Genomic DNA, 13,591 nt, shown 5'->3' with positions numbered 1-13,591 from the left:
GAACTGCCTTGCGGATCCTTCCATGCCTTCTTCCCGCTCCGTCGCCGCCCGCCGCCCGGGCAGCATCGCCCACAAGCTGATGCTCGGCACCGCCGTGATCGCGCTGCTGTGCTTCGGCCTGACCGCGTTCCTGATCTATCGCCAAGCCAGCGCCAGCCTGGTCAATGCCTCGCGCCAGACCATGGCCAGCGAAGCCACCGCCGAGGCACGCCAGGTCGCGGCCGACCTTGGCACGGCTTTCGCCAGCAACGATGCCATGGTCGAGGCCGTGCTGGCCCAGCGTGCGCGTGGTGACGCGCCCGACCGCGCCAGCCTGGCCGCCGTGCTCGGCGAACAGCTGCGTACCCATCCTGAATGGCTGGGCAAGAGCACCATGTGGGAAGCCGATGCGTTTGATGGCAAGGATGCCGAATTCGTCGACACCGAGGCGCACGATGCCACCGGTCGTTACATGAGCTACTGGGCCTGGCACGATGGCAAGCCGCAGCAGTCGACGATGACCGACTACACCGAGACCGCCAGCGGCTCCGGCGACTGGTACATGGTGCCCAGCCGCGACAAGCTGGCGAAGGTGAGCGAGCCTTATGCCTATGACATCGGCGGCCAGCAGGTGCTGATGAGCACGCTGAGCACGCCGATCGTCGAAAACGGTACGTTCCTCGGCGTGTTTACCGTCGACTTCTCGCTGGCCGCGCTGCAGAAGCACCTCGCCACGCTGACGCCGATGGGCGCCGGCCGCGTCGAGCTGCTCTCACCCCATGGCGTGGTGCTGGCCTCGGCCAATGCCGCTGAAATCGGCAAGCCGCGCAGCGATGCACTGACCCGCAGCATGCTGGCCGACATCGCTGCCGATCGTCGCTTCGAAGCTTTCACCCCGGACGCAGCCGGCAATGTGCGTGTGTACGTGCCGCTGCGCGTGGGCGATGCCCCGCAGCGCTTCGCGCTGGGCGTGGTGATGCCGCATGCGGTGATCGTGGCAGAGGCGCGCCAGCTGCTGTGGCTGACCCTGCTGGTCGGCGTGGTGGCCGCATTGACCCTTAGCGCAGGTGTCTACGTGCTGCTGCGCCGGTTGGCGATCCGCCCGCTGGCCGAAGCGGTGCGCGTGGCCTCTGACGTCGCCGCCGGCAAGCTGGACAGTGCGCTGCCGACGCGCAGCAATGACGAAGTGGGGCGCCTGCTGGAGGCGATGCAGGGCATGCGCGGCCAGCTGCAGTCGGTGATGGCCGCGCAGTCCGAAATGGCGCGTCGCCACGATGCCGGCGAGCTCAGCTACCGCATGGACGCCTCTGTATTCCCTGGCGAGTACGGCCGCATGGTGGCCGACAGCAACCAGCTGGTGGCCTCCAGCAATGCGGTCACCCAGCGCCTGGTCGAGGTGATGCAGCGCTACGCAGTGGGCGACCTCAGCGTGGACATGGAAGCATTGCCGGGCGAGAAGGCAGTGTTCAGCGCCGCGATGGCCACCACCAAGAGCAATCTGGCGGCGATCAACGATCAGATCCAGCAGCTGGCTGCTGCAGCCGCTGCCGGTGACTTCGCGGTGCGCGGCGACGCCCTGCGCTTCGACCACGATTTCCGCCGCATGGTCGAAACCCTCAACACCATGATGGAGGTCAGCGACCACAACCTGGCCGAGCTGTCGACGCTGCTGCGCGCGATTGCCGCTGGTGACCTCAGCGCGCGCATGCAGGGCGACTTCCGCGGCGTGTTCGCAGTGATGCGCGACGATGCCAACAGTACCGTGCAGCAGCTGACCCGGATCGTCGGCCAGATCCAGCAGTCGGCCGCCAGCATCCGCCTGGCCGCCGGTGAGATTGCCGCCGGCAACAGTGACCTGTCGCGTCGCACCGAGCAGCAGGCCGCCAACCTGGAAGAAACCGCCGCTTCGATGGAAGAACTGACCTCCACCGTGCGCCAAAATGCCGACCACGCGCTTCAGGCCAACACCCTGGCCGGCTCCGCAGCAGGTGTCGCCAGTGAGGGTGGGCAGGTGGTCAGCCAGGTGGTGCAGACCATGGAACAGATCGAGGCCTCCTCGCAGCGCATTGCCGAGATCATTTCGGTGATCGATGGCATCGCGTTCCAGACCAATATCCTGGCACTGAACGCGGCAGTGGAAGCGGCGCGCGCCGGTGAGCAGGGCCGTGGCTTCGCCGTGGTCGCCAGCGAAGTGCGTGCGTTGGCCCAGCGCTCGGCAGGCGCGGCCAAGGAGATCAAGGAGCTGATCGACGTCTCGGTGGCACAGGTCGGTGCCGGTGCGCAGCTGGTGCACGGTGCGGGCCGCACCATGCAGGAAATCGTCGGCCAGGTCGGTCGAGTGAACGAGATCATGGCCGAGATCTCGGCGGCGTCACGCGAGCAGTCGGCGGGCATCGAGCAGGTCAACCAGACCGTAGTGCAGATGGACGAGACCACCCAGCAGAACGCTGCGCTGGTGGAGGAAGCCAGTGCTGCTGCACGCGCGATGGAAGAGCAGGCCGAACAGCTGGCGGTGGCAGTATCGCGCTTCCGTCTGCAGGCCGAGCCGGTAGCCGTGGCACGCTACGCGGCCTGAGCCACAGCCCGCACAAATGAGGACGCCCGGCAAAGGCCGGGCGTCCTTGTTTCAGCTTGCTGGCATGCCGGAACCGGGTCCGGCAACCGCAATCGCTCAGAACATGCCTTCGAAGGGGTTCCAGCTGGCTTTGCCCTTCACCTGCTCCAGGTAGTAGCTGTAGTTGGTGCTGGCGGCGACCAGGAAGTTCATGGCAATGAACAGTGGACGCGCGACGACGTCCGGCAGGAACAGGGAGACGATGCCCAGCACGATGCCGATGCCGATCACCACCAGCGCCTTGCGCCACATGCCCAGGATGAGCAGGTAGATGAAGCCGAAGAAGAACGCGAAGAAATTGATGTTGATCTTCAGGCGGTCGCCGAAGGAGAGCGCCTTCCAGGCCTGCTTGAATCCCGGCTCTTTGGGAGCGCCGTGCTGCTGGAAGAAGTTGAAGCGGAACTGCCACTTCGGGCTGAAGCGGGTGAGGTCGACTGCGTTCATTGACGATTACGTCCTTGTAGGAAAACGATTACATGATACGAGGCCGCCGGTTCAGGAAACTACCCTTGGCCGTCAAAAATGTGACGCGTCCGGCATGTATGGGCCTGCGGCGGGGCGCCGCACCGTCACCCACCCGCCTTGTTTTTAGGATAGGGTGCGCAGTTCCGCCGCCGCCCCAGCTGGATCCGGGCAGCGGCGGGATGTCCATGGAGGTTGCATGACCACACCTGCTACACCGGAAAACGCACCGGGACCGGTGCTCCTGCCGACACCTGAAGTGGTGCAGGCACAACAACTGCTCGCACGCCAGCAACTGGCGGTGGCAATGGACCGTGCGCGCACGGCGGCCACGCAGAACGCGGCACCGGCCGCGCTGGAAAGCGAGTAACCCGCAACACCGCCGATCGCGCTGGCCCGCCGCCAGCGCGATCGCGGCGCGCGTCGCCGGTCAGAAGCGCGCGGTCATGCTCAGGAAGTAGCTGCGCCCGGCCACGAAGTAGTCGGTGGAGCCCTCCGCGTACAGCTTCTTGTCGGCCAGGTTGCTGACGCCACCACGCAGGGTCAGTACCTCGTTGACGTTCCAGGCGGCGGTCAGGTCATACAGGGTGTAGGCCTTGAGGAAGGTCGTCGCCGTGCCGGTCTGCTTGCCGGTGTACTGCGCCGACAGGCTGCTGGAGAACGTCGTGTTGGGCGTCCAGTCCAGCGACGAGTAGCCCGAGAACTCCGGGGTATCGATCAGGTTCCTGCCGGTGGTCAGGTTCTTGGCTTCCTTCATCCAGGTCGCCGAGGTGCGCCAGCGCCAGTGCTCGCCGAAGCGGAAGTTCAGGTTGCCTTCCATGCCGCTGGTACGCGCGCGCTGCACGTTGCTCATGCGCGTCCACCAGATGCCGTTGAACTTGCCCAGCGGTGCGTATTCGATCTTGTTCCTGAAGTCGGTATGGAAGTAGGTCAGGCCGGCATCGACCAGGTCGTTGTCGAAGCTGATGCCGATCTCGCGGTTGGTGCTGGTTTCCGGATCCAGGTCCGGGTTGCCGGCCATGTAGCAGCCGCCACGGGTATAGCCCAGCGGGATCAGCGAGGTGCAGCCACGGCCGCCGGACTGGGTGGCCGCGCTGGGCGAGTTCTCGGTCAGGCTGGGCGCACGGAAGCCCTTGGAGACGCCACCGCGGATCGTCCACTGTTCGGCCGGATGCCAGACCAGGTACGCACGCGGGCTGACGTGGCCGCCGAACTTCTCATGGTGGTCCAGGCGCGCGCCCAGGGTCAGGGCCAGCGTGCGGTGCAGCTTCAGCTCGTCCTCGACGAACAGCGCCCAGGTATCCACCTGCAGGTCGGAGCCGTTGACCGCGTTGCCGGCGTAGTCGATCGGCGCGCGGCCGATGGTATCGGTGTTGGTCAGTTCCTGGCGCTTCCACTGGCCACCCACGGCGAACTGGTGTTCAACGCCCAGGGTGAACGGTGTGGTCAGGCTGCCTTCGATGATCGTGTCGGTCGCCTCGGAGCGGCCGGTGGCGCCGATGTCATTCTTGTACTCGGTCCAGTACGCGCTGATCTTCGAGTTGCCGAAGTTCCACTTGCCATCGTGGTTGAGCGCCAGCGAACTGCGCTTGAGTTCACTGGCACCCCAGGCGCCTTCGTCCTGCTTTTCCAGCGAGGCATCGATGAAGGACTGCTGCACGCCGTGGCCGGCTTCCAGCGACAGTTCCTGCGCGTCGCTGAGCTTCCACTGCAGCAGTGCGTCGACATTGCGGTCCTTCTCGCCGGCATAGGCATTGCCGTAGACGCCGCCATTGGACTGGTCCGAATCGCGGCGCATGCTGTTTGCACCGATGCGCAGGCCGAAACGCTCGCCGAGCGGGCCGGAGAAGGTCGCGCCGATCTGCTGGGTGTCGCCGCGCTTGCCGTCACCCGGGCGGGTGTAGCTGTGGGTGGCGCTGCCGTTCCATTCGTCGCCGATGCGGCGGGTGATGATGTTGATCACGCCGCCCATGGCGTCGGAGCCGTACAGCGACGACATCGGCCCGCGGACCACTTCGATGCGCTCGATCTGGTCGGGCGAGATCCAGTTCAGATCCTGGCGGCCCAGATCGGGGCGATAGTTGGTCGAGGCCGAACTGCCCATCCGCTTGCCGTCCACCAGCACCAGCGTGTAGTTGGACGGCATGCCGCGCAGCTTGATCTTGGACTGTTCGCCAACGGCGCTGAGGCCACCGGTCACGCCCGGAACGCGGCTGAGCAGGGTGGCCAGGTCATGCACCGGCTGGCGCGCGATGTCCTCGCGGCTGATCACGCTGATGCTGGCCGGGGCATCCTTGATCCATTGCTGGTTGCCCGAGGCGGTGACCACCACGGTATCCAGGTCCTTGGTGGAGGCATCGGCGCTGGCTTCGGCGGCGGCCAGGCCGGGCAGGGCTAGCAGGCAGGCGGCAGACAGGGCAGTGGCCAGGCGGGTACGCGACAGGCGCGCGCTACGGAGGTGGGACGACAGGGACATGACGGCTTCCATCGGAGGAGGGAGACCCGGTGGAAGCAGCAGGCGCACGCAGACAGCAGGCAGCCCCCTTCCATGGGTCGTTGGGCGCGCGGATTGGACCGGCGCAGCTGGGTGGGTCTCGACCGTGTGAGGACGGTGACCTGCCTGGTTAATGAAATGATAACCGTTCGCGTTTGTTACGATCCAGTACCTGGGGCGATCAAGCGACATCCGGCTGTCCCGCCCGGAGATCGCCTGCTGTTTGCTGAATGGGGGTAAATCCCGGCGTACACCTTCGCGCGCGGCTTACATCCAGCGCCCTAGACTGGCGCCGCATTTTCGATTCCGCCCCGTTGGAGATCGTGTGGGTTCCGGTAGTGACAGACATCGACTGTGCGGCCACAGGCCGGCACAGCCAGGACAAGTGCGGGCGCCGGGAAGGCGCGCCGGGAACCTTCGTGCATGCAGCCCGGCCGGGATGGCCGGCCGTGCCGACTGCGCGGAGTAGGCGGCGATGGGGGTGCAGACCATCCACGCGGAAGCGGATACGCCCCGGCTTGACGCCGGCTGGGCGCTGCTGCCTGCTGAATCGCCGCTGCAGATGCCCGAGCAGACCCTGCGCGAAGGCGAGCTGAAAGTCCGCAGGCATCGCACCTCGCCGCGCATGATCGGCCTGCGCCGGCTGTACATCCTCGGCGGCACCGCGGTGATGACCACCGTGGCCACGCGCATGATGTGGCGGGTGTTGTCGGGCAACGGCATCAGCGTGCTGGAAGCGTGCCTGCTGGTGCTGTTCGTAGGCCTGTTCGCCTGGATCGCGCTGTCCTTCGCCAGCGCCGTGGCCGGCTTCCTGACCGCCGTGTTCGACCGTGGCTACCGCCTCGGCATCGACCCGGACAAACCGCTGCCGACCGTGCACAGCCGCACCGCGCTGCTGATGCCGACCTACAACGAGGACCCGCGCCGGCTGCTGGCCGGCCTGCAGGCGATCTACGAATCGGTGGCGGCCACCGGGCAGCTGGAACGTTTCGACTTCTTCGTGCTCAGCGATACCCGCCGCGAGGACATTGCACGGGCCGAGGAGCAGGTGTTCGCCGAGCTGCGTGAGCGCGTGCCCGACGGCCAGCGGCGGCTGTTCTATCGTCGCCGCAGTGACAACGGCGCGCGCAAGGCCGGCAACATCGCCGACTGGGTGCGCCGCTTCGGCGGCGCCTACCCGCAGATGCTGATCCTGGATGCCGACAGCCTGATGACCGGCGACAGCATCGTGCGCCTGGTGGCCGGCATGGAACACAACGCCGACGTTGGCCTGATCCAGACCCTGCCTTCGGTGATCGGTGGCCGCACCCTGTTTGCCCGCATGCAGCAGTTCGGCGGCCGCGTGTACGGGCCGGTGATCGCCCGCGGCGTGGCCTGGTGGCACGGCGCCGAGAGCAACTACTGGGGCCACAACGCGATCATCCGCACGCGCGCCTTCGCCGATCAGGCCGGCCTGCCGGCGCTGCCGGGACGCAAGCCGTTCGGGGGCCATGTGCTCAGCCACGATTTTGTCGAAGCGGCGCTGATGCGTCGGGGTGGCTGGGCCGCGCACATGGTGCCGTACCTGGGCGGCAGCTATGAGGAAGGTCCGCCGACCCTGACCGACATGCTGGTGCGCGACCGCCGCTGGTGCCAGGGCAACCTGCAGCACGGCAAGGTGGTGGGCAGCCGCGGCCTGCACTGGATCAGCCGCGTGCACATGCTGATCGGCATCGGCCATTACTTCACCGCGCCGATGTGGGCGATGCTGATGCTGATCGGCATCGCCATCCCGTTGTTCCAGGAGGGCATCGACTTCAACGCCCTGCTGCACCTGTCGCCCAGCGTGTACTGGCGCGCCCAGGACGAGGAACAGGTGGTACGCCTGTTCGCCGCGACCATGGCGGTGCTGCTGATGCCCAAGGTGCTGGGGTACCTGGCGATGCTGCTGGACTCGGTCGACCGGCGCGGCTGCGGCGGCGCGATCCGTGCATTCGTGTCGATGCTGGTGGAGACCGTGTTGGCCGCACTGATGGCGCCGGTGGTGATGTACGTGCAGTCGCGTGGCGTGGCCGAAGTGCTGTCCGGCCGCGATTCGGGCTGGGACGCCCAGCAGCGCGACGACGGCGGCATATCCTGGATGGCGCTGATCCGCGGCTACGGTGGCCTGGGCGTGTTCGGTGCCTTCATGGGCGTGCTGGCGTGGGCGGTGTCGCCATCGCTGGCGGCGTGGATGGCACCGGTGGTGATCGGCATGGTGCTGGCCATTCCGGTGGTGGCACTTACGTCCTCGCGTGGCCCGGGCGCCTTCCTGCACCGCCTTGGCCTGCTCGATATCCCCGAGGAGAACATCCCGCCACCGGTACTGGTGCGCGCCGCCCAGCTGCGCCGGGAAGCGGCCGAGCAACCGCCGCTGTACTGATTCCTCTGCGCCAGCGGCATAATGCGGCTCGAACTTGAAGGAGCCGCATCATGCTGCAAACGGTGGAACAGGAAACCGGCGCTTCGCCGCAGTGGTCGGTGATCTGGCTGCATGGCCTTGGTGCCGATGGCCATGACTTCGCGCCGATCGTGCCGGAACTGGTACGCCCGCACTGGCCGGCGCTGCGTTTCGTGTTCCCGCATGCACCGGTGCGGCCGATCACGATCAACAACGGCGTGCCGATGCGCGGCTGGTACGACATCGTCGGCATGGATTTCCGATCGCGTGCCGACATGACCGGCGTGCAGGAATCGGTGCTGCAGCTGGATGCGCTGATCGCCCGCGAGATCGAACGTGGCATCGCACCGGAGAAGATCTTCCTGGCCGGTTTCTCGCAGGGCGGTGCCGTCATCCTCACCGCCGCGCTGTCGCGTACCGCGCCGCTGGCTGGCCTGATCGCGCTGTCCACCTACCTGCCCGAAGCCGAGACCGCCAAGCGTATTGAAGGTGCCGTGCAGGTGCCGGTGTTCATGGCCCACGGCAGCGCCGATCCGGTGATTCCGCAGGCAGTGGCTGCGCACAGCGCGCAGGCACTGCAGTCGCTGGGCCTGGTGGTGGAATGGCATAGCTACCCGATGGCCCACCAGGTCTGCGCCGAAGAAATCCAGGCGCTGGGTGACTGGCTGCAGGAACGCCTGGGCGCCGCCTGAGCCATGCCTCCGGCCAGCACACCGCCGTGGATGCCGGAACTGTGCCGCCTGCCACGGCTGGCGGCGATGCTCGGCTTGGCCGAGCTGGTGGTGGTGGTGCTGGCCCTGGCGCCCGACGGCAGCCGCCACTGGACCTTTGGCGAACTGCTGTCGGCCAGTGGCTTCGCGCTGTGGCTGGCGCTGGCGGTAACCGCCAGCCTGTGCCTGCTGCGGCAGGCGCTGTCGAAGCTGCCGCAGCTGCTGGGCGCGGTCGCGGCGATTGCGTTGGCGGCGCTGATCGCAGTGGTCTGCGCCGGCATCGTGCACGCCCTGTATGCGGTGCTGGGGGACAACTTCGCCCATGGCATCAGCTTCTGGCGCTTCACCCTCGGCAGCGCCGCAACCACCGCACTGATCACCGCACTGGCCCTGCGCTACTTCTATGTGAGTGATCGCTGGGCCGCACAGGTGCAGGCCAACGCGCGCGCGCAGGCCGATGCGCTGCAGGCACGGATCCGCCCGCATTTCCTGTTCAACAGCATGAACCTGATCGCCAGCCTGCTGCATCGCGACCCGGCAGTGGCCGAGCGCGCGGTGCTCGACCTGTCCGATCTGTTCCGCGCAGCCTTGGGGGCGGGCGAGGGTGATTCCACCCTGCGCGACGAATGCGAGCTGGCCGAGCGCTACCTGTCGATTGAATCGCTGCGCCTGGGCGAGCGCCTGCAGGTGCGCTGGCAGCGCGACGAGCCGCTGCCCTGGGACCTGCCATTGCCGAGGCTGGTACTGCAGCCGCTGGTGGAGAATGCCGTGCTGCACGGCATCTCGCGCCTGCCCGAGGGCGGCACCATCGAACTGCAGCTCGTCCGCGAGGGCAATGAGCTGCAGATCCGTGTGCGCAATCCGGCGCCCGACCCGCAGGCCCCGGGACTGGCCCTGGCGCGGGGCGCGGGTCATGCCCAGCACAGCATCGGCCATCGCCTTGCCTGGCGCTTCGGCAGCACCGCGCGGATGACGGCCGGCTGGAGCGAGGGCTACTATGCCTGCCAGGTGACAGTGCCGATCCAGTGAGGGGACGACCGTGAGGGTAGTCATCGCCGATGACGAACCGCTGGCACGCGAGCGCCTGCGCAGCCTGCTGGCAGCGCAGGACGGCGTGGATGTGGTGGCCGAGGCCGGCAACGGCGAGCAGGCCCTGCACGCGTGCGCGGAACTGCAGCCGGACCTGGTCCTGCTGGATATCGCGATGCCCGGGCTGGATGGCCTGGAAGCCGCCCGCCACCTGGCCAGCTTCGAGCCGCGCCCGGCGGTGGTGTTCTGCACTGCTTACGATGCGCATGCGCTGTCGGCGTTCGAGGCGGCCGCGATTGATTACCTGATGAAGCCGGTTCGTGCCGAGCGGTTGGCGGCAGCGATCGCACGTGCACGCACGTTCCTGGCCGGCCGTGATGGCCAGCCGCAGGACCACCGCGGGCAGCAGGCCCGCAGCATGCTGTGCGCGCGCCTGCGCGGCAGCCTGCGCTTGATTCCGCTGGACGACATCCATTACCTGCAGGCCGAAGAGAAGTACGTGGTGGTGCACCACGCGCGCGGCGAGGACCTGATCGAGGAGTCGTTGAAGTCGCTGGAAGAAGAGTTCGCCAGCCGCTTCATCCGCATCCATCGCAACTGCCTGGTGGCGCGCCACGAACTGGTCGAGCTGCGCCGTGGCACGGGTGGGCAGGTGCAGGCGGTGCTGCGGCATGGCAAGCAACCGCTGGAAGTCAGCCGCCGCTGCGTGGCGACGCTGAAGCAAGAACTGCGGCATTTGTAGGTTCCGCGCGGCCTGCGGCCGCGACTGCTGACGAGCAACGTCTGAAGCAACATCAACATCAACAGCAACATCAACATCAACAGCAGGTTGGTCGGCTCGTTGTTCTTACGTGCTGGGTCGGGCCGGGGTGGGGTGGCGGGACACGCCGTAAACCCATCCATGGGGGCTCGATGGCGCCATCCATGGCGCCAACGGTCCCGCAACCCCACCCCGGCCCCACCCTCTCGTTCTCCACTGCATCGGACAGCAAAAGCATTGTTGTTATCGGCTTGGGAAGAGGGGTCAGATCCCTTTTCCTGCGGAAAAGGGATCTGACCCCGGAAGCCGTCGGCAGTTGCTTCTGCTTCTGCTCTTTTTTTTGATCTTCCGTGGCTGGCGCACACGGAAACTGTCAGGGGCCGGGTGGGTGGGTTGCGCAGGGGCGCAGGCGCCATGGATGGCGCCTACGAGCTTACAAGGACGTACTTGCAGCGTCCCCTGCGCGACCCACCCACCCGGCCAAGCGCGGCTGTTGCTTTCACGACGGTCATCCACGAGGGGCTCCGCCGTTGGCCGTATCCGCGCCGAAGGCGCGATAATGACCGGATGGAAACCGTCCGCATCGCCACCCGCAAGAGCCCGCTCGCCCTCTGGCAGAGCGAACACGTCGCCGATCGCCTGCGCCAGGCCCACCCCGGCCTGCATGTGGAACTGGTGCCGATGAGCACCCGCGGTGACGAGGTGCTCGATCGTTCGCTGGCCGCCATCGGTGGCAAGGGCCTGTTCCTGAAGGAGCTGGAGCTGGCGATGCTGCGTGGCGAGGCCGACTGCGCCGTGCATTCGCTGAAGGACGTGCCGATGGAGCTGGACGAACCCTTCGCGCTGCCGGCGATGCTGACCCGCCACGATCCGGCCGATGGCTTCGTTTCCAACCTGTACGCCTCGCTGGATGCGCTGCCGATCGGTGCGCGGGTTGGCACATCGTCGCTGCGTCGGCAGGCGCAGCTGCGCGCGCTGCGACCGGACCTGCAGCTGCTGGACCTGCGTGGCAACGTCAACACCCGCCTGGCCAAGCTCGACAACGGCGGCTACGACGCCATCGTGCTGGCCGTGGCCGGGCTGGAACGGCTGGGGCTGGGCGAGCGCATCGTTGCCCGCCTGCAACCGCCGCAGTGGCTGCCGGCGCCGGCACAGGGCGCGGTTGCGGTGGAATGTGATGGCAGCAATGCGCGCTTGATGGCGCTGTTCGCCGGCCTGGATGACGCGGCGACCCGTGCCTGCGTCGAAGCCGAGCGGGCGATGAACCGTGCGTTGCATGGCAGCTGCCACGTGCCGGTGGCGGCGATCGCGCAGTGGCAGGGGCAGGATCTGCACCTGCAGGGACTGGTGGGCAGTGCCAGTGATGGCCGCGCGGTGCGCGCCGAGGCCGTCGGCCCGGCCAGTGACCCGGAAGTACTGGGCCAGCGCGTGGCGAAGATGCTGCTGGATGCCGGTGCCGGCGAACTGCTGAACGTCTGAGGCATCGCAGGTAGTGCCGGCCGCTGGCCGGCAACCTCGTGCCCCGATTGAATGCAGTTGCCGGCCAGCGGCCGGCACTACCGAAAGAAGAACGGGCGCCTTTGGCGCCCGTTTCTTATTTGAACTTGTAGACCACGTTCATCGTGGTCAGCGTATCGGTCTTGCGCTTGTCTGCGGCTACGTCGCTGTTGTAACGCGCCTGCCAGCCGGCCTTCAGCGCCAGATGTTCGTTCATGCTCACCGAGACGCCGAAGTCGTTCTGGCCGAAGGTGTTGTACGAACCCGATTCGACCAGCAGGGTGTTGACCAGGTCGGTGTTGTCGGTCAGCGAGTACTTCATGTCGAACAGGCCGCGGCCGATCATGCCGGTGCGGGTGCGGTCGTCCTCGGTGCTGTGGGTGCGGCGCACACCAGGGCCGATCTGCGCGTCGAACGAGAAGCGCTCGGTGTTCCACAGGCGGGTGCCGTAACCCAGACCGAACGAACTCTGGCGGTCGTAGGTGGCGAAGTCGTCACGCTCGGTACGCACCGTCGCGGTCAGCTGGCGGTGCTCGCCCAGCTGCAGCGCACTGCCGGCACTGCCGGTGTAGCGGTTGGCGGTGGTGTTGTTGCGGCGGCTGGTGGAGCCGTCGTCGCGGGTCTCGGTCACCTTGGAGCTGGAACGCAGGCCAGCCAGGTCCATGCTGTGCACCCAGTCGCCGTCGGTATAGCGCAGGCGCAGGCGGCCGTTGAAGCTCTCGGTGCTGCTGTTGCCGCGTGCCGAGGCGAAGCCGAGCTCGCCGCCGCTGCCGCTCCACGGCGAAGACATCGCCGCCAGTTCGGAGGCATCCTGCGCATACGCAAGCGGCGCGCACAGCAGCAGGGGGATCAGCAGGGACACACGCAGGGACATCGGGGCTTCTCCGAAGCGGTTGACAGCCGGTGATGATACTGGAAGCGTGATGGCGGTCCGAATCGATCCAAAACCCGCTTCAGGAAACGTTCCTGCCACCGCCCATTCAGGGTAGATCGACGCGCAATGCCGGGTCGTTGAAGCGCGAATAGCGCAGGCGCAGCTGGAAACTGCGGCCGTTGCTGCTGCCGCTGCGTACGATCTGCCGTGGCAGGCCCTGTGCGTCCACCCAGTACTCCAGGCGTTCGCCGGGCTGGGTGCCGCGCAACCGGTAGTGACGGGTTTCGACTCCATCCAGCGACTGGCCGCCGAGGTCTTCGGCCTGCAGGTCGGCGGGCAGGGCATCGGCCGGCAGCGGGTTGCGCCATTGCTCGAGCAGGCCCGGCGGGGTCGGGACCTGGCGGACCCCGCCGTCGGCCTGCAGGAACATGGTGTCGCCGATGATCGTCTGCGGCCCGGCCGCGGTCTGCAGCCGGAATCGGTCGGGGGCAACGAAGTCCATGGCGCTGCGTACCGGCTGCGGCGCGCCCAGAACCTCCAGTTCGGCATGGAAGCTGCGCAGGGCGGCGAAGCGCTGGCTGGCCGCCAGCACGGCCTGCGCCGGATCGGAGGCAGGGACGGCGGCTGGGACGGCGGCTTCAGTGCCGGCCGGAGCCGGTGCGCGATCGCAGGCGGCCAGCAGCAGGCAGGCCAGCAGGGGCAGGGCAGGCAACCGGCGCATCGGGTGTTCCATGGGGCGGGGCGCCCACGATA

11 protein-coding genes are annotated in these 13,591 nt (G+C 67.3%); 7 read left to right on the top strand and 4 right to left on the bottom strand.

From position 1 onward, the window contains the following. Positions 1–22: 22 nt before the first annotated feature. Complete coding sequence (locus SMAL_RS21290) at positions 23–2,554, top strand: methyl-accepting chemotaxis protein (protein ID WP_012512185.1); 2,532 nt, start codon at positions 23–25, stop codon at positions 2,552–2,554. A 96-nt stretch (positions 2,555–2,650) separates the two neighbouring features. Here SMAL_RS21290 and SMAL_RS17960 read toward each other — a convergent pair whose 3' ends face one another. After that, a complete protein-coding gene (locus tag SMAL_RS17960; RefSeq protein WP_006395308.1) occupies positions 2,651–3,037 on the bottom strand; it encodes a DUF2628 domain-containing protein in 387 nt (128 codons plus the stop codon). Positions 3,038–3,254: 217 nt separating this feature from the next. Between SMAL_RS17960 and SMAL_RS21145 the strand changes: the two genes are divergently transcribed. Further along, the gene (locus SMAL_RS21145) at positions 3,255–3,425 is read left to right on the top strand and encodes a hypothetical protein (RefSeq protein WP_169050326.1); all 171 of its coding nucleotides are present in this window, start codon (positions 3,255–3,257) and stop codon (positions 3,423–3,425) included. A gap of 60 nt (positions 3,426–3,485) precedes the next feature. On the opposite strand, the gene SMAL_RS17955 is transcribed toward SMAL_RS21145, so the two are convergent. Beyond that, the gene (locus SMAL_RS17955) at positions 3,486–5,531 is read right to left on the bottom strand and encodes a TonB-dependent receptor domain-containing protein (RefSeq protein WP_012512184.1); all 2,046 of its coding nucleotides are present in this window, start codon (positions 5,529–5,531) and stop codon (positions 3,486–3,488) included. A 493-nt stretch (positions 5,532–6,024) separates the two neighbouring features. Here SMAL_RS17955 and mdoH point away from each other — a divergent pair, with 493 nt between their 5' ends. The 5 genes from mdoH to hemC all read left to right on the top strand — a co-directional run bounded on the left by mdoH (position 6,025) and on the right by hemC (position 11,946). Beyond that, positions 6,025–7,950, top strand: coding sequence for a glucans biosynthesis glucosyltransferase MdoH (gene mdoH / locus SMAL_RS17950; RefSeq protein WP_012512183.1), 1,926 nt, complete (start codon positions 6,025–6,027; stop codon positions 7,948–7,950). 50 nt (positions 7,951–8,000) lie between these two features. Continuing rightward, entirely contained in the window at positions 8,001–8,660 is a 660-nt protein-coding gene (locus tag SMAL_RS17945; RefSeq protein WP_012512182.1) for an alpha/beta hydrolase, read from the top strand. 3 nt (positions 8,661–8,663) lie between these two features. Continuing rightward, positions 8,664–9,707: a sensor histidine kinase gene (locus SMAL_RS17940; protein WP_198283146.1), complete on the top strand. Its 1,044-nt coding sequence runs from the start codon at positions 8,664–8,666 to the stop codon at positions 9,705–9,707. Positions 9,708–9,717: 10 nt separating this feature from the next. Next, positions 9,718–10,449, top strand: coding sequence for a LytR/AlgR family response regulator transcription factor (locus SMAL_RS17935; protein WP_006395075.1), 732 nt, complete (start codon positions 9,718–9,720; stop codon positions 10,447–10,449). Positions 10,450–11,034: 585 nt separating this feature from the next. After that, positions 11,035–11,946, top strand: coding sequence for a hydroxymethylbilane synthase (hemC, locus tag SMAL_RS17930; RefSeq protein ID WP_012512180.1), 912 nt, complete (start codon positions 11,035–11,037; stop codon positions 11,944–11,946). 115 nt (positions 11,947–12,061) lie between these two features. On the opposite strand, the gene SMAL_RS17925 is transcribed toward hemC, so the two are convergent. Further along, the gene (locus SMAL_RS17925; protein ID WP_012512179.1) at positions 12,062–12,838 is read right to left on the bottom strand and encodes a DUF481 domain-containing protein; all 777 of its coding nucleotides are present in this window, start codon (positions 12,836–12,838) and stop codon (positions 12,062–12,064) included. A gap of 106 nt (positions 12,839–12,944) precedes the next feature. Continuing rightward, positions 12,945–13,559: a LolA-like protein gene (locus SMAL_RS17920; protein ID WP_012512178.1), complete on the bottom strand. Its 615-nt coding sequence runs from the start codon at positions 13,557–13,559 to the stop codon at positions 12,945–12,947. Positions 13,560–13,591: the final 32 nt, after the last annotated feature.

Origin of the sequence: Stenotrophomonas maltophilia R551-3 (assembly GCF_000020665.1) — a bacterium.
GTDB lineage: Bacteria > Pseudomonadota > Gammaproteobacteria > Xanthomonadales > Xanthomonadaceae > Stenotrophomonas > Stenotrophomonas maltophilia_L.
The sequence above is the reverse complement of the archived record's forward strand: the minus strand, read 5'-3'. Positions and strand labels throughout refer to the sequence as shown.

Bases quoted from the DNA above. Each gene is read 5' to 3' on its own strand.
- SMAL_RS21290 (WP_012512185.1), top strand. From the start codon at position 23: ATGCCTTCTTCCCGCTCCGTCGCCGCCCGCCGCCCGGGCAGCATCGCC.
- SMAL_RS17955 (WP_012512184.1), bottom strand. From the start codon at position 5,531: ATGTCCCTGTCGTCCCACCTCCGTAGCGCGCGCCTGTCGCGTACCCGC.
- SMAL_RS17945 (WP_012512182.1), top strand. From the start codon at position 8,001: ATGCTGCAAACGGTGGAACAGGAAACCGGCGCTTCGCCGCAGTGGTCG.
- SMAL_RS17925 (WP_012512179.1), bottom strand. From the start codon at position 12,838: ATGTCCCTGCGTGTGTCCCTGCTGATCCCCCTGCTGCTGTGCGCGCCG.
- SMAL_RS17920 (WP_012512178.1), bottom strand. From the start codon at position 13,559: ATGCGCCGGTTGCCTGCCCTGCCCCTGCTGGCCTGCCTGCTGCTGGCC.
- SMAL_RS17940 (WP_198283146.1), top strand. From the start codon at position 8,664: ATGCCTCCGGCCAGCACACCGCCGTGGATGCCGGAACTGTGCCGCCTG.
- SMAL_RS17960 (WP_006395308.1), bottom strand. From the start codon at position 3,037: ATGAACGCAGTCGACCTCACCCGCTTCAGCCCGAAGTGGCAGTTCCGC.
- mdoH (WP_012512183.1), top strand. From the start codon at position 6,025: ATGGGGGTGCAGACCATCCACGCGGAAGCGGATACGCCCCGGCTTGAC.
- SMAL_RS21145 (WP_169050326.1), top strand. From the start codon at position 3,255: ATGACCACACCTGCTACACCGGAAAACGCACCGGGACCGGTGCTCCTG.
- hemC (WP_012512180.1), top strand. From the start codon at position 11,035: ATGGAAACCGTCCGCATCGCCACCCGCAAGAGCCCGCTCGCCCTCTGG.